The following is a 22,037-nucleotide window of genomic DNA, read 5'->3' as shown; positions in this document are numbered from 1 at the left end:
CTATCCTTTAAAGAAAGCGTAATAGCTCACTGGTCGAGTCGGTCTGCGCGGAAGATATAACGGGGCTAAACATACCACCGAAGCTACGGGTGCATTTATGCACGGTAGGAGAGCGTTCTGTAAGCCTGCGAAGCCATACTGTAAGGAGTGGTGGAGGTATCAGAAGTGAGAATGTTGGCATAAGTAGCGATAAAACGGGTGAAAAACCCGTTCACCGAAAACCCAAGGATTCCTGCACCATGCTAATCAGGGCAGGGTTAGTCGGCCCCTAAGGCGAGGCAGAAATGCGTAGTCGATGGGAAACAGGTTAATATTCCTGTACCGACTTTAGATGCGATGGGGGGACGGAGAAAGGTAGCTGATCCGGGCGTTTGGTTGTCCCGGTACAAGCATGTAGGCGGAGAGATTTGGTAAATCCGGTCTCTTTCTAACGCTGAGGTGTGATGTCGTGCTCTTACTTAGGTTCGAGCGAAGTCAGTGATCCTATGCTTCCAAGAAAATCCTCTAAGCTTCAGTCTAAAGTTGACCGTACCGTAAACCGACACAGGTGGGTGAGGCGAGAAGCCTAAGGTGCTTGAGATAACTCTGGTTAAGGAACTCGGCAAATTGGCCCCGTAACTTCGGGAGAAGGGGTGCCCTTTGTATGTGTAGCGATTCGCTCGTGAAGCAGAAGAGGGTTGCAGTGACCAGGGGGTAGCGACTGTTTACTAAAAACACAGCACTCTGCTAAGCCGTAAGGCGATGTATAGGGTGTGACGCCTGCCCGGTGCTGGAAGGTTAAGAGGTGGGGTTAGCCGCAAGGCGAAGCTCTGAATCGAAGCCCCAGTAAACGGCGGCCGTAACTATAACGGTCCTAAGGTAGCGAAATTCCTTGTCGGGTAAGTTCCGACCTGCACGAATGGCGTAACGACTTCCCCACTGTCTCAACCAGAGACTCAGCGAAATTGAATTAGCTGTGAAGATGCAGCTTTCCCGCGGCTAGACGGAAAGACCCCGTGCACCTTTACTATAGCTTGACATTGGATCTAGGTATGTTTTGTGCAGAATAGGTGGGAGGCTTTGAACCGATGACGCCAGTTATCGGGGAGCCAACTTTGAGATACCACCCTGAACATGCTTGGGTTCTAACCAAGGCCCGTTATCCGGGTCTGGGACATTGTCTGGTGGGTAGTTTGACTGGGGCGGTCGCCTCCTAAAGAGTAACGGAGGCGCGCGAAGTTACACTCAGGCTGGTCGGAAATCAGCCATTGAGCGCAAGAGTATAAGTGTGACTGACTGCGAGACTGACAAGTCGAGCAGGGTCGAAAGACGGTTCTAGTGATCCGGTGGTTTCGAGTGGAAGAGCCATCGCTCAACGGATAAAAGGTACGCCGGGGATAACAGGCTGATTCCCCCCAAGAGTTCATATCGACGGGGGAGTTTGGCACCTCGATGTCGGCTCATCACATCCTGGGGCTGGAGCAGGTCCCAAGGGTTCGGCTGTTCGCCGATTAAAGTGGTACGTGAGCTGGGTTTAGAACGTCGTGAGACAGTTCGGTCCCTATCTACCGTGGGCGTTGGAGAATTGAGAGGATCTGTCCTTAGTACGAGAGGACCGGGATGGACAAACCTCTGGTGTTCCTGTTGTTCTGCCAAGAGCATTGCAGGGTAGCTACGTTTGGAATGGATAACCGCTGAAGGCATCTAAGCGGGAAGCCAGCCTCGAGATAAATTCTCCCGGAGCTTTAAGCTCCCTAAAGGGCCGTGGAAGACTACCACGTTGATAGGCTGGGTGTGGAAGAGTAGCAATACTTGGAGCTGACCAGTACTAATTGCCCGTGTGGCTTGACCATGCAACGTTAAGACATTGGAATGTATATACTGATTATCACAAAATACTTGTTATTGATTGAAGCAGATAATCGCTTTAATCCACCAGTTTCCTGGTGTTTATAGCGAGGAGGTAACGCCTGATCCCATCCCGAACTCAGAAGCTAAGCTCCTTTGCGCCGATGGTACTGTAGCGTTCGCTATGGGAGAGTAGGTCGATGCCAGGAATTTACTACAAAGCCCCTTTGTTGAGAGAAATCTCCAAAGGGGCTTTTTTTATGTCTGTTTTACACCGTTCCGAACTCAGAAGCTAATCTCCTTTGATTCGGCACGTCCATGTGCCTCACCTTTCAGGCGAGCTGAAGCTCGTCCAATTCGACAGTCCTATCGAATTGTGCGCCGATGGTACTGTAGCGTTCGCTATGGGAGAGTAGGTCGATGCTAGGAATTTGTTACGAAAAGCCCCACCGTTGAGAGAAATCTCCGGTGGGGCTTTTTTCGTTTGGATACTTTTTCTTTTTGCTAGTTACCTAAAATGATCAGATTTCCCCAATCTGAGTCGGCACTTATCCTGCCTCGTTCGAGTCCCAGACGGGGATGCAGTAGGGACTCGAAAAGATATGTATGAGTGGCGGCTTCCGGCCACAACCAGTCATTCGATTTGGAGCCAGAATAGTGGTAAAGTTTAAATCGTCGCTTATATCTTTTGATATAGGGTCCAAAAAGTTATTGTCCATGGAGACCTAATGCCAAACACGCCTCCGTTAGAGAAGACTATAGCCTTAATTCAGACTTATGAGAAAGAAGGCAAATATGACGAGGAGATGGAAATGGTAATTGTTGCAGAAAAATCTGTTGCGGCAGTTTTCCCGGATTGGTTTTTCGAGATCTACTTTTCCATCCTTAATTCCGCACTGGAAGACGGCCACCCTTTAAACGATGAAACTCGAGGGTCGTGCTTCCAAGGTGCGGTGATATGTTTTGCCAAAGAGTTTGAAGGTTGAATTGCTTATGAGTTTTACGCTGATAACAGCAGGCAACCCAACCCCCTTTATAGCCAGCATCCCTCATGCTGGTTTACTTGTGCCTGAAGGGTTACCCGATTTATCAAAATTACCGAACCATGATTGGCATATAGACAAGCTTTATGATTTCTTACCCTCGATTGGTGTAACTACTTTAAAGGCGAACTACAGTCGCTATGTGGTGGATTTAAACCGTAGTTTAGCAGGTTCTATTTATGGTGATTTCTATACGTCATGTATTGCTGAAACTGATTCTCATGGAAATAAAATCTATGATGAACCACCTGCAGACTTACAAAGTAGAATTAGAAAATACTACGACCCATATCATCAGAGATTAAATGAGCTCATTTCTGAAACAGTCAATCAATTTGGCTTTGCTGTTCTCATGGATATTCACTCTTTCGCGGGTGGTGTCGACGCTGATATTGAACTTGGTAATGCCAACGGCATGACCTGTATCCCTGAAATAATAGATATGTTTCATGGTGCTTTTTCGAAATATTTTGAAGTGGCAGTAAATGAAAAGTATGTCGGAGGTCAAATAATCAGAAAGCACTGCTCAGATGAAGTTCAGACAATCCAAATTGAACACTGCTATAATATTTATTTAGATGATGATCTTTCCCCTGAATGCGAGAAATTCAGTGTCACCCAAGAACACATAAAAAATGAACTATTGGATATTATGAGAATGGTAGGATAATGATTATCGTAAGGTATATGAAACCTAATTTTCTCTATAAAGATTTATTGGTGCTGAATACATGACAGAGGCATGCTCTAATAAAAATTCCGAATCTGTCAATTCAGAAACATCTATTAATTTAGAAGAACAAGTAGACAAAATGGGCGATATAGTAGCAGACGTTATTTATTCACTTCCTGATGGCGATGTCTTTGTTGAAGATGATTCTATGACTTATTTTGTTTTATCTAAAGAATATGCATTGATGCAATCCAATCTATATTTGGAGAAGATAATAATAGCGATCTACCTCTTATATAGGCTTAAAGCGTGGAACCTTAAAAAAGATCCTTATCATGAACAGCTATTTGAGAATGTTTTTTTGATTGAGAAAGTTTTCGAAATTAATGGCTATATGCCAAATTATCGCGGTGCTCTCGATAAAGAGTTTAGAGCAGGATATGTGAATTTTGTGGCAGGCAGAGGAAGCCAGCTTATCTCTATGGCAATGTAGAACAGATGAAACTACATATTTTATCAGACCTACACTTGGAACATGCTCCATTTACCCCGCCTAATACTGATGCGGATGTTGTCATCCTTGCTGGTGATATTGATGTGGGTAGCAGAGGTGTGTTTTGGGCATCGGAGCAGTTTGATAAGCCTGTAATTTATGTGCCTGGAAATCATGAGTATTGGGATTTTCCTAGAAGCATGGAAGAGACCAACGAATCTATGCAAGTGGTTGCAGAGAGAGCAGGTATTCATCTCCTGGATAATTGCGTTTGGGATTCTGGCGAAGTTCGTTTTATTGGCACAACGCTTTGGACTGATTTGCAACGAGAGCCAGTCAATGGAAAAGCCATAAAAATATTAGAAGTGGATCAATCGAAAATTCTAATGGCAAAGGGTGGTCTACTAAGTACTGAAATTGTCCAGTCCATTTATGAAAATAATCTTGAATGGCTTCAAGCGCAGCTTGAAACACCATACTCAGGCAAGACAGTGGTTATAACCCATCACGCACCCTCCATGAAAAGCCAACATCAGCAATATGCCAGCAGTGAAATGGCAGCAGCTTTTATTTCTGATCTCGAGCATTTAATGGGAGAGAACGTTGATCTTTGGATTCATGGGCACACGCACAATAACTTTGATTATGAAGTGAAGGGTACGAGAGTAGTGTGTAATCCAAGAGGTTATCCGCATCCTTTTGGTGGGTGGGATAACGCTGAGTTTAGGTCTGATTTGCTGGTTGAAATAGCTGACTGAAGCTCGCTAAAGAGTGGGCGGGTATTCTGAGGGGGAATAAAATTATGTCTCGAGTATTTCGGGTTTTTCTTAGTTCAACTTTTCAAGACTGGACAGTTGAGCGCGAGCATTTGCGTCATCATGTTTTTCCTGAGTTGGCTCAGTGGGTTGAGGGTGAAGCTCACCGACTCGGTATTAATGCCAGATTTCTGCCTGTTGATCTGCGCTGGGGAGTAAGTGAAGAGGCTGGTAAAACCCATGCCACAGTTGATATATGTCTGGATGAGGTTCGTCGATGCCAGGAAAAGGCAAATAGACCTGATGAGGTCATCAAACCAAACTTCTTGGTATTCCTCGGTCAGCGTTATGGCTGGCGTCCGGTACCTCCCAAAGTATCACAGGACCACTGGAAGAAATTGACCGACTTTGGCGTTATCAATGATCTGTTTCATGCATGTTATGAAGAGGATTTAAATGCGCTTCCATCAGAGTGGGTGCTCAAGGCTGTAGATGGCGACTGGCAGAATAAAGAAGAGAGACTTCGTAAAAGATTGGATAACTCCTATCTTTCGAATGAAGCTGAATGGAAAAAACAATTTACATCTGAGGAGCTGGCCTTTCTGGTGGGTTCCGTCACAGAGCAGGAAATTGTTCGCGGAGCATTTCAGGCAGAGGATGCGGAGAAGCATGTCCATATATTCAATCGTGAGATAAAGAATCCAACTGCTGGTTTTCTCAGTGAAGATGAACATATAAGTCCAAAGCTTCTTGGTAGATTAAAAGAAGATATTACAGAGAAGGGATTCCCGATTCACACTTATGATCTGGATGCTGCACCTAAGCATGGTGATAACTACCTTGAAGAATTTGGTGACGATGTTCGAACAGCTCTTCAATCAACCATTGCTTATGAGTTTAAAATACTAGCCGAATCAGGTGAGGCAGATGTCGTAGATGCTCCTGATTTAAGTTGTTTTGTAGATCGTGAAGAATTAAATGAATTGATGGCATGGGAGGGTGATAAACCTTTGCTGCTCTATGGTCAGGCTGGCACAGGTAAAAGTACGCTGTTATCAGCAGCAGAAAACTCAATGGTTTCAGACAATACTGTTTTCACTTATTGGATTGGCAGAGATAGCCGATGCGCATCTGGCATGGGGCTTCTGCAGGCCATCATCAGTGATTTGAATGCCAAGGGATTTGTCGAGGCATCCGAAGAATTCAGAATGGATGAACTGGTGTCTATGGACTACCAGAAGCTAGAAGAATTTGTGAAAATAACTCTGCAAAGCCTGGCCAGTTCCTGCAGAGTTATTATTGATGCCATTGACCAGTTGCCTGAAGGTGACGCAGCAAGGAACCTGCGCTGGTTATCCTCTGAAGCACCTGTTCTGCTTTCCACGCTTGATGATCCTCAGAAAATGCAGTTCAGCTCCATGGTATCTGAATCCGCGGTTATTACAGTATCTGAGCTTGGTGATATTGAATCCACAAGTTTGCTTGATAAATGGTTTGGAGTAATTAGATCTGGAAAACGCATGCTTCAAGAAGTTCAGAAAGATGCTTTGCTCAAGGAATACAATGGCAGGCCGTTGCATTTGCGAGTTTTATATGAGCGAGCAATCAGCCTTCGGTCATTTGATGGAGTACCTGACTGGCTTGGTGGAGAAAAGCAGTCCACTGAAGACGCCATTTCTGACCTATATAACTATTTAGCTAGAGAAGAAGAACATGGAGAGGTGATGGTTAAGCGTACTCTGACTTACCTGGCTTCTTCACCGCTCGGAGTTCCAGAGGATGTACTGATAGGGTTGCTCAGAAATGATGATGAAATCATAACATCATTTCGCAAGCGCTCTCCTAATTCACCTAATGTGGGGAAAGACCGTTTACCAGAAATAGTCTGGTCAAGGTTGTACCATGATTTAGAGCCATTTCTTTCCCGTCGTTCATTTTTCGGGGAAGAGTATTTAGATTTTTATCATGCCCAATTCAGACGTGTCGTTACAGAAGGTGACAAGCCATGGGTGGATGTAGAAGTCTTGAATGACTGCCGCGAGAAGGTTGAGGCTCTTGCGGCAGATTGGGACAATATGCCTCAATCAGGACTCAGGAATTTTCTATTTCGGCATGGAGCATCCAATGCTATCAAATTGGGTGAGACAGATGCGTTTAAAGCGTGCGGAAGGTTAACCAGCTTTGGTTATCTCATGGCCCGGTTTGATGCACTTTCTAGCAGTGAGATCAATGGATATATTGACGAATATAGTCTACTGGAGAGTCATGTCTCTGAAGTAAGGCGCAATGAGTTGCAGTGGAAAGATTGGGTAAGATTCATTCAGGGAAGTTCACACTTATTGACACGTGGTAAAGATATATGGCCCGCAAATCAGATTTTACTACAGCTGGCAACAGAATATGCAGATGTTAGTCCAATTACGGTTCAAGCGGAGCAGTGGCTAAAAGAGGGGCATTGTGACTGGTTCTGGATGAGAAGGTCGAATAGGCCAGAACAATTTATTCCTACGCAATCATTATATGTAATGGATGGGCACACTGGACCAGTTTCGGGTGTTAAAGTGTTATCTGATAATGCAGTGCTTTCTTGGTCGATGGGGATAGAGCACGATATTCGTGTCTGGGACTTAAAGTTACGCAAATGCTTGCGTGTACTTACTGGACATACTTGTGATGTACATGGAGTTGAAGTTCTGCCAGATGGCCGGGCACTTTCCTGGTCTGAATATGGAGAAATCTTAGTTTGGAATTTGGAATCGGGTGAATATATAGAGCTTGAGGGGCATCTTTTAAGAATCTTTGATGTCCAGATATCTCCTGATTGCCTAAACGCAATATCTTATTCTCACGATAATACGCTTCGTGTTTTTAGCTTGGAAACAGGTAAGTGTCTACATGTGCTAAGACATAGGCGTGTAAGAGGCGTAAAGCTATTACCAGACAATCAGGCGCTTTCGTTCTCAGCGGACGCAAGTATTTGTCTTTGGAATCTCGAATCAGGGAAGCAATTACATGTACTGGATGAGCATGCCGAGGCGATATCTGGGGTTGAAATTCTGCAGGATAACCGGGCACTGTCCTTTTCAAAAGATGCGACGATCCGCCTTTGGGATCTGGAGTCGGGAATGCAGTTGCATGTACTGGGTGAGCATGCAGGGGCCATATCAGGAGTAGAAATTCTACCGGATGCCCAGATGCTATCGTTCTCAAAAGATGCGACGCTTCGCCTTTGGGATTTGGAGTTTGGGAAGCAATTGCATGTGCTAGATAAACATGATGGGGCAATATCTGGAGTTGAAATCCTACCTGATAACCAAGCGCTATCGTTCTCAGAAGATAGAACGCTTCGCCTTTGGGACCTGAAATCTGGGAAGCAGTTATACGTACTGGATAAGCACGCTGGGGCTATATCTGGAGTTGAAATTCTGCCAGATAACAGAGCATTGTCTTGGGCAAAGAATGATGTTGCGATTTATCTATGGGATTTGGAATCTGGGAAGCAGTTATACGTACTGGATAAGCACGCTGGGGCTATATCTGGAGTTGAAATCCTGTCAGATAATCGAGCGTTATCTTGGTCGGAAAAGGATAAAGACTTACGTGTTTGGAATCTGGAAAGTGGAGAATGCCTAGCCGTATTGGATGGTCATGCTGATTATTTAAAGGATGCATTGCTATTGACGGATAATAGGGTGCTTTCTTTCTCTGTTGATACAACGATAAGGTTGTGGGATTTAGAGTTGATTGGCCCTCAAGAGCTTAATGACAGCCATACTGACACGGTGCTATATGTTAGGGTATTACATGGAAATAGGGCTCTTTCATTCTCAGAGGATGAAACACTTCGTATTTGGGATTTAAATGCTGGTGGATGCATTCATGTGCTTGAGGGGCATACAAAGCAGGTTAAAGGAGTTCACCTTCTATCAGATGATCGGGCGCTGTCGTGGTCATATGATGGAGTTCTTCGCCTTTGGAATTTAATCACAGGCAAATGCATTCAGCTGTTTGAAGGGCATACATGGGAAGTTAATGGAGTTCACCTTCTATCAGATGATCGGGCGCTGTCGTGGTCATATGATGGAATCCTTCGCCTTTGGGATTTAATCACAGGCAAATGCATTCAGCTGTTTGAAGGACATACATGGAACGTTGGAGGAGTTCGGCTTCTATCAGATGATCGGGCGCTCTCGTGGGCAAGTGATCAAACCTTTCGTGTCTGGGATTTAAATGCTGGCAGATGCATTCATGTGCTTGAGGGGCATACAAAGCAGGTTAAAGGAGTTCACCTTCTATCAGATGATCGGGCGCTCTCGTGGGCAGAAGATGGAATACTTTGCCTTTGGGATCTGGAATCTGGGAAGAAATTGCATGTGCTGGATAAACATGAGGGGGCAATATCAGGAGTAGAAATTCTACCTGATAACCAGACGCTGTCGTTTTCAGAAGATGGAACGCTTCGCCTTTGGGACCTGAAATCTGGGAAACAGTTACAAGTACTGGATAAGCATACCGGGGCGATATCAGGAGTTGAAATTCTACCGGATGCCCAAGTGCTATCGTTCTCAAAAGATGGAATGCTTCGAGTCTGGGATTTATATACTGGTGGATGCATTCAGGTATTTGAAGGGCATACAGGAGGGATTGATGAGGTTCACCTTCTATCAGATGATCGGGTGCTTTCGTGCTCAAGTGATAAAACCCTTCGAGTCTGGAATTTGAATGCTGGTGAATGCATTCAGAAGCTTGAAGGGCACATAAATTGGATTAATAGAGTTAAGGTTCTATCAGATGATCTAGTCCTTTCGAAATCAATAGATGGAACACTTCTCCTTTGGAATGTTGAATCTGGGAAGCAGCTTCAAAAACTGGATGCGAATTTACAAGTTGCTGTATGGAACGACGCGATACCTACTATCTGGTTTGGAAACCACCCGAAGCTGATGGGGGTTTCTGAATCAGGATCATGGATCATTAGAGATGGAGGAAAAAAAGTAAAGGTCCTGCATCCATGGCAAGGTAATAAGCGAATTGACTTTAAAGATTCCGTTGGGTGAGTTATAGAAGAGAAATGTCTCTTACTGAGAGGCTTGTTCATTATCGCCATTTGAAATCTTGAAGATATCAGTTTGTAGGAATTCAGTTGCTAAATCTAATCAAGAAGGAATGCGGCATCTGTTTTTATTCTCTATTTGTGAGTGGAGTTTTTCTAGAGGTTGCACTTGTGAATGTTCGTCAGGTATGACAGATAAGTTTGGATTGGACTTTGGTTTTATACGTTATACTTCACTAAATATTGTAAGCTTGGCTGAATTCTTGGTATAAATGAACATATATTACATGTTAGGGGAAAAGATGGGCTACCTTCCGGAAAAGAAAATTCCGATTGTCGTTGGGATAACTGGGCATAGGCAACTTGCTAATGCTGATTTTGTCAGAAAAGAGATTTTTAATGTATTAATAGAAATCTTGAATTCGTTTCCAGATTCTCCTGTGATACTTATGTCAGCTTTGGCAGTTGGGGCAGATAGCATTGCTGCCGAAGTTGTGATTGAAATAAGGAATAGTAGTCAAGATTATGAAGAGAGGCTGAAGTTATTCTGTCCGCTTCCTATGGGAAAGGAAGAATACGAATATGATTTCAACGAGGCTGAATGTAGCAAATATAATGAACTGCTTGATGCGGCGGACCATGTTTTTGAATTGCCTTTGGCATCAACGCCTGAGAAATGTGATGAAATTAGAGAGTTGCTGGTTTCTGAAAGAATAGCTCAAATTCAATTTGATGAAGGGTCAGAACGTAATAACAGATATGCGTTGCTAGGTGCTTACCTATCTCGCTATAGCCATATTCTTCTGGCTGCATGGGATGGTGATAAAATTGAAAAGAAAGGCGGTACATATCATGTGATTCGCGATCGGATGTTCGGAGATGGTTTTTCGGATCTGATTCAAAAGAGGAGGACAGGAGTTAGCTTTGAGGATTCATTGCTTCCTGCACTCCCATTATTGGAAAGTCCCGATAGCGGTCCGACTGTTCATATTCATGCCCATCGAACTGATGAATCGGTAAAGACATCAACATGTTATCTTTCAGAGGGAAACATTCCGTTTTTTCTAATGCGTCGCCCTGAATCGATTTCTGAAAAGCAAAGCGAAAGTGATTCGTATGTTTCAACCGCCGCATTTATTAAAGACAATCTATCGCGCATAAATATGTTCAATTTGAAAGTAGAACATTTTGATGAGAAAGACGCCTCTCGATATGAGAAAAGTTTTGCCTGGTTGTATCAAGATGATGAAGAAAATATAAAAAATAATGTAGTGGTTTCACACTTAAGGAGTGTGGCTGCTGCTGCTGATGCGATGGCAATATCCAGGCAGGAAACAGCGTTTAAGGACTTTAATGTTTTGGCAGTTTTATCGCTGCTGACTGCTGGTGTTTTTCTTTATAACGACAGGATGAGTGATGAATCCTGGGTGAGTACTGCTATCTATTCGTTGTTGTTATCGTTCACATATTTACTTAGCTGGTATTTTTCTAAGAAGCGTAACCAGCAACAGCATTCACATAACAGAGTAATTGCTGAAGGGTTGAGAGTGCAAATTGCATGGAGAATTGCTGGGCTGCATTCAACAGTTTTTTCTAAATATCCTCAAAAACATAGATGTAACCTTGGCTGGGTAAGGCACGCTTTGAGGGGGCTGCATGTTGGAGCAGTCTCTAGTGTTGGTGAAGCTCTGTTACCTGATGCTTTGGAGCGAACGCGGCTTCAATGGGTTGAAGATCAACGTGATTATTATGAAAAATCTAAAATAAACCGGGATGGTGGTTATGTTAAGGCATTCCATAAATTATTAACTGGATTATTTTCATCGAGCCCTGAATGTGAAGCCGAGAAAACTTCTATAGAGAAGGCAAAGCCCTATATTAAAGGCCTATCTCCATTGATTGGCAGGGCAAAGTTATGGTCGTCAGGTTTAATGCTTTTGGGAATGGTCGCCAGTTTTTTTCTGACCGTGCTGGGATATGCATCTGAAAAGGGGTATATCGAAGCTAATCTTGTGGCTGATAATGAGGACTCTATAATCTTCTTGGTGCTAGTATCTGTTGCTGTATCGCTTACAATTAAAATGTACATGGAAAGAATGTTGCTGGAAGAGGACTTGGAATGGTGTTCTCATTCATTATATTTATTTCAAAATGCAGATAAGGTTTTGACCAAATATAAGTCACTCATTTCGCCAGAATCCGATTTTGGCAAAGATAAATGTGCCTCTGTTCTTCTCGAGTTGGGTCGCGAGGTATTACATGAAAACTCTTCATGGTTTGACAGGCATTCCAAGGTCGTCTTGGGTAAAAAAATTAAAGAAATTTTGAAGTAAAATACCTGTTTAAGTTAATGGGCATATATATCAGTGAGTGAAATGATTTGTCCCATCTGCGCTAGTGAGGTTTCTGATAATTGGACTACCGTCAAAACTGTAGACAGAAATCTAGTTACAGAGTGGATTTTATAGAATTGCTGACCGTCCGGGTTTGGCCGTTTTGAGACAGTCAGAAGTTGAGAAGAACCACCTCATTCCAATGGTGCCCAGTTTTGTCCTGCACGGGGAGCCATGTGGAACTCGAACCAAGGAGTGTTCGGCTCAGATCGAAAGAGTTTTTTTGGTGCTATTACTGGGGTATCTCCAGGCATGAAAAGTTATCAAAATATATCTGTTGACGGTGTCTGATCTGCCGCTATTGTTCGCCGCCCTCCGCAAGAAGCTTTGCTGAAAGTGGATGGTTTCTTACTACAAATCGGAGTGATCTGAGGCGTAGAAAGAAAGACATTGACGGTAGCTTTCTCGCCGCTAATGTTCGCCGCCCTCGCAAGACAGGCAACTGCATTGAGAGGGTGGATCTGAGTTACACACCCGCAAGGGTTTGAGTGACACAGATAGAGGTTGACACCTCGAACGGCGGGCCTATAGTTCGCCGCCCGCAGCCAGATAGCGCACCTTAGGGCGCAAGCTTGAAGGCAGCGGAAAGATAGTTTTGTTCTTTACAATTAGTGATTTTTATTTGAACTGTGGACGTGTCGGATCTTTCCAAGCATTGATTGGATCGACTCTGATACTAAACAGTTCAGCAATGAACGTTAACGTTTAATATTTGAGTTTGATCTAGTGATCAATGCTGGGATTAAGTAATACAATAGTATCAACTTTCTTTGGAGAGTTTGATCCTGGCTCAGAACGAACGCTGGCGGCGTGCCTAACACATGCAAGTCGAACGGACTTTATTTCTTCGGATTTAAAGTTAGTGGCGCACGGGTGAGTAACGCGTGGATATCTGCCTATTAGTGGGGGACAACTTGGAGAAATCCAAGCTAATACCGCATACGCACTACGGTGGAAAGCAGGGGACCTTCGGGCCTTGTGCTGATAGATGAGTCCGCGTCTGATTAGCTAGTTGGTAAGGTAATGGCTTACCAAGGCGATGATCAGTAACTGGTTTGAGAGGATGATCAGTCACACTGGAACTGAGACACGGTCCAGACTTCTACGGAAGGCAGCAGTGGGGAATATTGCACAATGGGCGAAAGCCTGATGCAGCGACGCCGCGTGCGGGAAGAAGGCCTTCGGGTTGTAAACCGCTTTCAATTGGGAAGAAGAGATGAGCGCTAATATCGCTCTGATTTGACGGTACCTTTAGAAGAAGCACCGGCTAATTTCGTGCCAGCAGCCGCGGTAATACGAAAGGTGCAAGCGTTGTTCGGATTTACTGGGCGTAAAGAGATCGTAGGTGGTTTGTTAAGTCGGATGTGAAATCCCAAGGCTCAACCTTGGAACTGCATTCGATACTGGCAGGCTAGAGTTTGGGAGGGGTAAGCGGAATTCCGTGTGTAGCAGTGAAATGCGTAGATATACGGAGGAACACCTGAGGCGAAGGCGGCTTACTGGACCAATACTGACACTGAGGATCGAAAGCGTGGGTAGCAAACAGGATTAGATACCCTGGTAGTCCACGCCCTAAACGATGTCAACTAGCCGTAGCGGGTATCGACCCCTGCTGTGGCGAAGCTAACGCGATAAGTTGACCGCCTGGGGAGTACGGTCGCAAGATTAAAACTCAAAGGAATTGACGGGGGCCCGCACAAGCGGTGGAGCATGTGGTTTAATTCGACGCAACGCGAAGAACCTTACCTGGGTTTGACATCTACGGAATTTTCTAGAGATAGAGAAGTGCCTTCGGGAGCCGTAAGACAGGTGCTGCATGGCTGTCGTCAGCTCGTGTCGTGAGATGTTGGGTTAAGTCCCGCAACGAGCGCAACCCCTATTGTTAGTTGCCATCATTTAGTTGGGCACTCTAGCGAGACTGCCGGTGACAAACCGGAGGAAGGTGGGGACGACGTCAAGTCATCATGGCCCTTATGTCCAGGGCTACACACGTGCTACAATGGTGGATACAACAAGTTGCAATGGGGCGACCCGGAGCTAATCTGTAAAGTCCATCTCAGTTCGGATTGTAGTCTGCAACTCGACTACATGAAGTTGGAATCGCTAGTAATCGCGGATCAGCATGCCGCGGTGAATACGTTCCCGGGCCTTGTACACACCGCCCGTCACACCATGGGAATTGGTTGCACCAGAAGCCGCCGGGCTAACCCTTCGGGGAGGCAGGCGTCTACGGTGTGGTCGGTAACTGGGGTGAAGTCGTAACAAGGTATCCGTACCGGAAGGTGCGGATGGATCACCTCCTTTTAGGGAATATATCCCAAGGTCGAGATCCGGCGCGTTCACAGTTCAGATAGAAATCACTAAGAGACGCAGTACGAGCAATCGTGCTGTGTTTCTAATATGACAACGGGCCCGTAGCTCAGTTGGTTAGAGCGCACGCCTGATAAGCGTGAGGTCGGTGGTTCGAATCCACCCGGGCCCACCATATCAGTGGCGACACGCACTACTCAAGATAGGTAGATACGGGTTGAGGATAGTTAAGTCTAACCGTCCAAACTGGGGGATTAGCTCAGCTGGGAGAGCGCCTGCCTTGCACGCAGGAGGTCAGCGGTTCGATCCCGCTATCCTCCACCAGTTTTTGGTGTAACCGATAATAGTTGTTGTTCTTTACAATTTGGTATTTTGTGATAATCAGTACAAAGATTTGATGGGTGGGAATCGCTTCCTGCATATGACATCAAATCGCTGGTTTAATCTGTTGGTGTTTGTAGCAGCAGATTAGATCAAACATTCCAATGCTTTAACGTTGCATTGGTCAAGTGAACAAGGGTCCATGGGGGATGCCTTGGCGCTGAGCGGCGATGAAGGACGTGACTACCTGCGAAAATTTTCGGGGAGCTGGTAAGTAAGCTTTGATCCGGGAGTGTCCGAATGGGGAAACCCGGCAGTTTCGACTGTCACTCACATCTGAATACATAGGATGTGTAGAGCTAACGTGGTGAATTGAAACATCTTAGTAACCACAGGAAAAGAAATCTATAAGAGATTCCCTGAGTAGCGGCGAGCGAAACGGGAACAGGCCAAACCGGTAAGTTTACTTGCCGGGGTTGTAGGACTACAACATGGTATGATGAAGGATAGCAGAACGCTCTGGAAAGTGCGGCCGTAGTGGGTGATAGCCCCGTATGCGAAATTCTAATTCGACCTAGTAGTATCCTGAGTAGGACGGGACACGTGAAACCTTGTCTGAACCTGGGGGGACCACCCTCCAAGCCTAAATACGTCTCAGCGACCGATAGTGAACCAGTACCGTGAGGGAAAGGTGAAAAGTACCCCGTTGAGGGGAGTGAAATAGACCTGAAACCATGGACCTACAAGCAGTTGGAGCCCTATGTCTTCGGACAGGGTGACAGCGTACCTTTTGTATAATGGGCCAACGACTTATGGCTCAGTGGCAAGGTTAATGCGTCAGCAGGAGCCGTAGCGAAAGCGAGTCTTAATAGGGCGACCATAGTCACTGGGCATAGACCCGAAGCCAGGCGAGCTATTTATGAGCAGGATGAAGCGATGGTAAGACATCGTGGAGGTCCGAACCCACATCGGCTGAAGACGATCGGGATGACTTGTGAATAGGGGTGAAAGGCCAATCAAGCCTGGCAATAGCTGGTTCTCTCCGAAAGCTATTTAGGTAGCGCCTCATGTATCACCCTCGGGGGTAGAGCACTGGATGGGCTAGGGGGTCGCGAGACTTACCAAACCTAACCAAACTCCGAATACCGAGGAGTGCAATCATGGGAGACAGACCTTGGATGCTAACGTCCATGGTCAAGAGGGATACAACCCAGACCGTCAGCTAAGGTCCCCAAGTGTATGTTAAGTGGAAAACGAAGTGGAAAGGCAATAACAGCCAGGAGGTTAGCTTAGAAGCAGCTATCCTTTAAAGAAAGCGTAATAGCTCACTGGTCGAGTCGGTCTGCGCGGAAGATATAACGGGGCTAAACATACCACCGAAGCTACGGGTGCATTTATGCACGGTAGGAGAGCGTTCTGTAAGCCTGCGAAGCCATACTGTAAGGAGTGGTGGAGGTATCAGAAGTGAGAATGTTGGCATAAGTAGCGATAAAACGGGTGAAAAACCCGTTCACCGAAAACCCAAGGATTCCTGCACCATGCTAATCAGGGCAGGGTTAGTCGGCCCCTAAGGCGAGGCAGAAATGCGTAGTCGATGGGAAACAGGTTAATATTCCTGTACCGACTTTAGATGCGATGGGGGGACGGAGAAAGGTAGCTGATCCGGGCGTTTGGTTGTCCCGGTACAAGCATGTAGGCGGAGAGATTTGGTAAATCCGGTCTCTTTCTAACGCTGAGGTGTGATGTCGTGCTCTTACTTAGGTTCGAGCGAAGTCAGTGATCCTATGCTTCCAAGAAAATCCTCTAAGCTTCAGTCTAAAGTTGACCGTACCGTAAACCGACACAGGTGGGTGAGGCGAGAAGCCTAAGGTGCTTGAGATAACTCTGGTTAAGGAACTCGGCAAATTGGCCCCGTAACTTCGGGAGAAGGGGTGCCCTTTGTATGTGTAGCGATTCGCTCGTGAAGCAGAAGAGGGTTGCAGTGACCAGGGGGTAGCGACTGTTTACTAAAAACACAGCACTCTGCTAAGCCGTAAGGCGATGTATAGGGTGTGACGCCTGCCCGGTGCTGGAAGGTTAAGAGGTGGGGTTAGCCGCAAGGCGAAGCTCTGAATCGAAGCCCCAGTAAACGGCGGCCGTAACTATAACGGTCCTAAGGTAGCGAAATTCCTTGTCGGGTAAGTTCCGACCTGCACGAATGGCGTAACGACTTCCCCACTGTCTCAACCAGAGACTCAGCGAAATTGAATTAGCTGTGAAGATGCAGCTTTCCCGCGGCTAGACGGAAAGACCCCGTGCACCTTTACTATAGCTTGACATTGGATCTAGGTATGTTTTGTGCAGAATAGGTGGGAGGCTTTGAACCGATGACGCCAGTTATCGGGGAGCCAACTTTGAGATACCACCCTGAACATGCTTGGGTTCTAACCAAGGCCCGTTATCCGGGTCTGGGACATTGTCTGGTGGGTAGTTTGACTGGGGCGGTCGCCTCCTAAAGAGTAACGGAGGCGCGCGAAGTTACACTCAGGCTGGTCGGAAATCAGCCATTGAGCGCAAGAGTATAAGTGTGACTGACTGCGAGACTGACAAGTCGAGCAGGGTCGAAAGACGGTTCTAGTGATCCGGTGGTTTCGAGTGGAAGAGCCATCGCTCAACGGATAAAAGGTACGCCGGGGATAACAGGCTGATTCCCCCCAAGAGTTCATATCGACGGGGGAGTTTGGCACCTCGATGTCGGCTCATCACATCCTGGGGCTGGAGCAGGTCCCAAGGGTTCGGCTGTTCGCCGATTAAAGTGGTACGTGAGCTGGGTTTAGAACGTCGTGAGACAGTTCGGTCCCTATCTACCGTGGGCGTTGGAGAATTGAGAGGATCTGTCCTTAGTACGAGAGGACCGGGATGGACAAACCTCTGGTGTTCCTGTTGTTCTGCCAAGAGCATTGCAGGGTAGCTACGTTTGGAATGGATAACCGCTGAAGGCATCTAAGCGGGAAGCCAGCCTCGAGATAAATTCTCCCGGAGCTTTAAGCTCCCTAAAGGGCCGTGGAAGACTACCACGTTGATAGGCTGGGTGTGGAAGAGTAGCAATACTTGGAGCTGACCAGTACTAATTGCCCGTGTGGCTTGACCATGCAACGTTAAGACATTGGAATGTATATACTGATTATCACAAAATACTTGTTATTGATTGAAGCAGATAATCGCTTTAATCCACCAGTTTCCTGGTGTTTATAGCGAGGAGGTAACGCCTGATCCCATCCCGAACTCAGAAGCTAAGCTCCTTTGCGCCGATGGTACTGTAGCGTTCGCTATGGGAGAGTAGGTCGATGCCAGGAATTTACTACAAAGCCCCACCGTTGAGAGAAATCTCCGGTGGGGCTTTTTTTATGCTCACAATTTAAGGGTGTGTGGGCGCGTTTGTTTGGAAGTTAAGCTCTTGTGATTCAGGGCATCCATGCCCTTCACCCTGCGGGCGGCTATTCGCCGTCCAATCCGACTATCCTGTCGGATTGTGATTCGAGGCATCCTGCTTCTCACCTTTCAGGCGGCGGTGCGCCGTCCAAATCTACTATCCTGTAGATTTGTGATGCGGGCTATCCGTAGCTCTCACCCTTTGGGCGAGCTGAAGCTCGTTCACAATTGTACAGGAAAGTACAATGCCCGTTTAACACCCTGTAAGGGTGTTGCATACGGACATGCAACATGAATCCGGCTCTCCTGCCGGATTGTGGTAGAAGTCACTGATGTATATCAATGAGCTCAGCAGACTTCATCTGCGCGATGCTTCGCACAGGAGTCTGTTATGAGTTCAATGCATGCTGATGGTGATGAGTTGAAAGCTTTCAACCGCTTCTTCTTTAAAATGATTGCAGGAGCTGCACTTCTTCATGCTGCAATTGCGGCGATTGTTGCTTATAATGTCTAAAGGCCATTGTTGGTTCACTTATAGTTACTTGATCAAAACAGAAGTGGTTGAGGTGAGATATATTCATTGACTATATTTTCCAGCTTGGTGATATTGTTATAAAGTTTGCGGGGAGATAACAGTGAAAGGTTCAGAGCTCGTATCGGTCATATGGATTGTCTTTTATGTTGTATTCATTGCAGCAGCATATTTTTTTGCTGACAGTAAAAGAAACAAAGCAGTGATTGAACGGGTCGGAGCGTTTATCTTCTCGATGATCGTATTGGCAACCATTGCGGGAGCTATGGCACCTGAGTTCTTCTCCTTTGTGCTGGGCATATGGTGGTATGATGGTTCAAACATCAATATTGCAGTTACTATATTCAGTATTATTCTTACCTGGACGCTGGCATTTCGCGCCTGGGAGTGGCTGGCTGGCTTGGCCGCAGTGTCACTGATTCTTGGTGCAATCAGCTGGGTAATTGCGAGTTTTATTCTTTAAGATTCGTTCAGAATTTCAGGTCGTTGCTATTATAAAAGTGGCTTGAGCCACTGACTTAAACGGATCAAAGGCAGGCCGATCAGTGCGGTTGGATCATCACCCTGCATCTTCTCAAACAGAGCAATACCGAGCCCCTCGGATTTAAAGCTGCCTGCACAGTCGATGGGCTTCTCTTTTTCAATATAGTTTCTGATTTCCCGCTCACTCAAATCGCGAAAGGTGACTGTATACGGGATTGTTTCGAAATGGCGCTGCCCACTGCTGAGCAGGACCAGCCCGGTTAGAAAAGTCACACTTTTGCCGGACAACATAGCAAGTTGGGCACGAGCCTTTTCTGCACAGCCAGGTTTGCCCAGCACGATGTCCCCGCAAGCAACAAGCTGATCAGAGGCAATAACAGTTGCATCAGGATGCTGGTTCAACACGCTCTGAGCTTTACCCATGCTATTGTGCAGAACAAGCTCGGCTACCGGCATGCTGCCGGGCGCTGCCTCTTCAAACGGAGGATCAATCTGAATAAACGGTAGCTCTAGTCGATCCAGCAGTAGTTTTCGATAGGGGGAGGTTGATGCAAGAATCAGTCTCATCATACTGCTCCGCTGGAGAGAGCGATGATCCAGGCAAACATTGCCATGGCTGCAGCGGCATCACGTATACAGGCAGGCCATAACCACCAGCTGTTTTGATCTTGCCAGATTCGTGAGCCGGCACGAATAGCATGCAGTGTGAATATGGATGCCAGAATGAATGCGCCTGAATCCAGACGCAGGGCAAGTGAGACGCCCATACTGGAGATCAGTATCCATGCGGTCGCAAAAAAGGGCCAGAATGTACCTGGCTGGTGGTAGAGAATGGAGTCGGCGGTTACGGCGCAGAGTAGCAGTGCGCTGGCTGTAACCAGCCATATGGCGTGATAATCGATTGAAGGATCCAGACCACCGTCATTGATGCTCTGTAGAGGCCAGACCAGAACAGGGATCAGCAGAGCAACACTAATTGCTGAATAACTCAGCAGAGGTGAGATCAGCGCTTTGGCTGAGTCACTCATAACCCTCAGTTTCATCAGGTATCACTGCTGGTTCGCCAGCTATGCGGTAATCCCCTGCAGCCCAGCGGCCAAGGTCGGTGATACGGCAGCGCTCACTGCAGAAGGGAAACTGTTCAGCGCCTCTGGCTACCGGCTTTTTACAGGTGGGACAGCGGAAAGGGGAGTCGCTTGGTGTCTTGGATGTCATGACTATGCGCCAATCGGAACCAGCATCATCGAGTATGGCTGATCCTCTTTGTAATCTTTGGGTGGTTCTCCGGGCAGCCACTGCTGGAAGCGCACCCGAACTGCCAGTCGGTTGCCGGAAATATCTGGAATGATGCCGTTCTCCACAGCCTCTTCAGGTAGTGCGATGACCAGCAGTCCGTATGATATTTTTCTATCCGGTGTGATATGGCCGCTGCCATCAATGGCAATCTCTTTTTTCCAGCTGACAAAATCATTGAGCATGCTGTCGAGCGTGTTCACCGCATCACACAGCGGCACCAGTGCATGGTGCAGTGGCAGGGTGCGTGCATCAGGGTGTTTCCATATCGCTTTAATACTCTGCTGCAGACAGAGTTTATGTCCCAGCCAGTCATGTTTCTTCTGGGCGTTAAGATAGGCGGTAAGCAGTGCATCACTACTCAGGATGCGTGCCACCTCAGGAATACCCGGAGCCAGCGCTTTTATATGCTTCTGAATCTGTTCGCAGGCAGTCTGAATGCGACTTTGATAGTGGGGGACACCCTCACTCAGCCCTTTGATAAAGCTCTCCACATCCTGAAGTAGTCCGATTACTTCAGGTATCACCGGTTTGCGGCCATGTTCACCGACCAGAGAGCTGCGCAGATCACAGGCTGCATGCAGCCATGCTGAGCCATTCTGGGAGACATAAGCTGTTTCAAGGCAGGCAAGTGCATCTCGCAGCTCAATAAATGAGCGCATGCGCCCACTCAGAGCAAATGAGAATTGAACCATGTTAGTCATGCCTGCTCTCCCCGTTGCGGTAGATCATCTGCAGTAGTGACCTGCCAGTGTTGCGTAGCTACCGATTGCCAATCCTGCCAGCGATTACAGGCAACGACTACGGTTGTCTTGGATGCCTCTGCCCATGCAGATATATCATCACGCAGTGTGATGGCATCTGCTTCAGGCAGACTATCGGTAGGACTATCCAGCAAGGCCAGTTTTGGTGCTGCCAGAGCCATTGCAGCCAAGTGTAAGCGAACCGCCTGTAGTCGATTGAGTGTGGAGAGATCAGAAGTTGGAGAGAGGCGCCCTAGTCTCCAGTCCGCCAAAATTGTAGTTAAAGATTCGCTGGAAGGAGCCTTTTTCAGGCCAAAGCAGAGCTCTTCAGCCACACGCTGACCGAGCCAGAGCGCAGGCTGTCGATCAAACAGCATTAACGTCTCACCAGCCGCTCTGCCCGGTTTTTTACCAGCAATAGTGGCTGAAGTGTTCTTGGGCAGATCAATCAGCCCGGCCAGTCGTTTCAGCCACAGGCTTTTACCACTTCCGACACTGCCGGTGAGCAAAATAACCTCACCAGCTTCTGCTGCCAGCAGTTGGCTGGCATCGCGAAGTGTAAGAAGGTTCTCTTCTGATAATGGATCACTAGTCATGGTCTATTGCGCAGGTTGTCACAAAAGATGGAGCGGGTGAAGGGAATCGAACCCTCGTTCTCAGCTTGGGAAGCTGCTTTACTATCATTGGTATGTAAGCACCCGCTTTGA

At 46.7% G+C, this 22,037-nt stretch carries 13 protein-coding genes, 3 tRNA genes and 5 rRNA genes (1 of these 21 cut by a window edge); 15 read left to right on the top strand and 6 right to left on the bottom strand.

Annotated features, from left to right (window positions below; genetic code table 11):
• The 15 genes from F3F96_RS03980 to F3F96_RS03915 form a co-directional block, all read left to right on the top strand.
• Positions 1-1,832, top strand: a 23S ribosomal RNA gene (locus F3F96_RS03980); it begins 1,117 nt to the left of the window's first position.
• A gap of 89 nt (positions 1,833-1,921) precedes the next feature.
• A 5S ribosomal RNA gene (gene rrf / locus F3F96_RS03975) occupies positions 1,922-2,036 on the top strand.
• A 519-nt stretch (positions 2,037-2,555) separates the two neighbouring features.
• Positions 2,556-2,813: a hypothetical protein gene (locus F3F96_RS03970; protein WP_176961952.1), complete on the top strand. Its 258-nt coding sequence runs from the start codon at positions 2,556-2,558 to the stop codon at positions 2,811-2,813.
• 7 nt (positions 2,814-2,820) lie between these two features.
• The gene (locus F3F96_RS03965) at positions 2,821-3,540 is read left to right on the top strand and encodes an N-formylglutamate amidohydrolase (protein WP_176961951.1); all 720 of its coding nucleotides are present in this window, start codon (positions 2,821-2,823) and stop codon (positions 3,538-3,540) included.
• A gap of 61 nt (positions 3,541-3,601) precedes the next feature.
• Positions 3,602-4,036 carry a hypothetical protein gene (locus F3F96_RS03960; RefSeq protein ID WP_176961950.1) on the top strand — a complete coding sequence of 145 codons (435 nt, stop codon included), beginning with the start codon at positions 3,602-3,604 and terminating at the stop codon, positions 4,034-4,036.
• A gap of 5 nt (positions 4,037-4,041) precedes the next feature.
• On the top strand, positions 4,042-4,794 hold the full coding sequence (locus F3F96_RS03955; protein WP_176961949.1) for a metallophosphoesterase: 753 nt from the start codon (positions 4,042-4,044) through the stop codon (positions 4,792-4,794).
• A 44-nt stretch (positions 4,795-4,838) separates the two neighbouring features.
• Positions 4,839-9,848, top strand: a complete 5,010-nt coding sequence (locus F3F96_RS03950) for a DUF4062 domain-containing protein (protein ID WP_176961948.1) — start codon at positions 4,839-4,841, stop codon at positions 9,846-9,848.
• A 298-nt stretch (positions 9,849-10,146) separates the two neighbouring features.
• Positions 10,147-12,177 carry a hypothetical protein gene (locus F3F96_RS03945; RefSeq protein ID WP_176961947.1) on the top strand — a complete coding sequence of 677 codons (2,031 nt, stop codon included), beginning with the start codon at positions 10,147-10,149 and terminating at the stop codon, positions 12,175-12,177.
• A gap of 827 nt (positions 12,178-13,004) precedes the next feature.
• Positions 13,005-14,541: ribosomal RNA gene (locus F3F96_RS03940) — 16S ribosomal RNA — on the top strand.
• A gap of 104 nt (positions 14,542-14,645) precedes the next feature.
• Positions 14,646-14,722 (top strand) — tRNA-Ile (locus F3F96_RS03935).
• 73 nt (positions 14,723-14,795) lie between these two features.
• Positions 14,796-14,871: transfer RNA gene (locus tag F3F96_RS03930), tRNA-Ala, on the top strand.
• Positions 14,872-15,050: 179 nt separating this feature from the next.
• Positions 15,051-17,999 (top strand): 23S ribosomal RNA (locus F3F96_RS03925).
• Between the two features lie 89 nt (positions 18,000-18,088).
• A 5S ribosomal RNA gene (gene rrf / locus F3F96_RS03920) occupies positions 18,089-18,203 on the top strand.
• Together the 16S, 23S and 5S rRNA genes with 2 tRNA genes alongside form the textbook arrangement of a ribosomal RNA operon.
• Before the next feature lie 467 nt (positions 18,204-18,670).
• On the top strand, positions 18,671-18,793 hold the full coding sequence (locus F3F96_RS12520) for a hypothetical protein (RefSeq protein WP_255461192.1): 123 nt from the start codon (positions 18,671-18,673) through the stop codon (positions 18,791-18,793).
• Positions 18,794-18,914: 121 nt separating this feature from the next.
• Positions 18,915-19,274 (top strand): hypothetical protein, encoded by a 360-nt coding sequence (locus F3F96_RS03915; RefSeq protein WP_176961946.1) that lies wholly within the window; start codon positions 18,915-18,917, stop codon positions 19,272-19,274.
• Between the two features lie 29 nt (positions 19,275-19,303).
• Here the strand turns inward: F3F96_RS03915 and F3F96_RS03910 are convergent, their stop codons facing one another.
• The 6 genes from F3F96_RS03910 to F3F96_RS03885 all read right to left on the bottom strand — a co-directional run bounded on the left by F3F96_RS03910 (position 19,304) and on the right by F3F96_RS03885 (position 22,032).
• Complete coding sequence (locus F3F96_RS03910) at positions 19,304-19,864, bottom strand: Maf family nucleotide pyrophosphatase (RefSeq protein WP_176961945.1); 561 nt, start codon at positions 19,862-19,864, stop codon at positions 19,304-19,306.
• Complete coding sequence (locus F3F96_RS03905) at positions 19,861-20,337, bottom strand: hypothetical protein (protein WP_176961944.1); 477 nt, start codon at positions 20,335-20,337, stop codon at positions 19,861-19,863. The genes F3F96_RS03910 and F3F96_RS03905 overlap by 4 nt, the downstream gene beginning before the upstream one ends.
• The gene (locus tag F3F96_RS03900) at positions 20,315-20,509 is read right to left on the bottom strand and encodes a DNA gyrase inhibitor YacG (RefSeq protein ID WP_176961943.1); all 195 of its coding nucleotides are present in this window, start codon (positions 20,507-20,509) and stop codon (positions 20,315-20,317) included. The genes F3F96_RS03905 and F3F96_RS03900 overlap by 23 nt, the downstream gene beginning before the upstream one ends.
• 2 nt (positions 20,510-20,511) lie before the next feature.
• Complete coding sequence (locus tag F3F96_RS03895; RefSeq protein ID WP_176961942.1) at positions 20,512-21,291, bottom strand: hypothetical protein; 780 nt, start codon at positions 21,289-21,291, stop codon at positions 20,512-20,514.
• Positions 21,288-21,926 carry an ATP-binding cassette domain-containing protein gene (locus tag F3F96_RS03890; protein ID WP_176961941.1) on the bottom strand — a complete coding sequence of 213 codons (639 nt, stop codon included), beginning with the start codon at positions 21,924-21,926 and terminating at the stop codon, positions 21,288-21,290. The genes F3F96_RS03895 and F3F96_RS03890 overlap by 4 nt, the downstream gene beginning before the upstream one ends.
• 28 nt (positions 21,927-21,954) lie before the next feature.
• Positions 21,955-22,032, bottom strand: a tRNA-Gly gene (locus tag F3F96_RS03885).
• Positions 22,033-22,037 lie beyond the last annotated feature (5 nt).

Source organism: Mariprofundus sp. NF (assembly GCF_013387455.1).
Classification (GTDB): domain Bacteria; phylum Pseudomonadota; class Zetaproteobacteria; order Mariprofundales; family Mariprofundaceae; genus Mariprofundus.
This window is presented reverse-complemented; position numbering and strand designations above follow the sequence as displayed.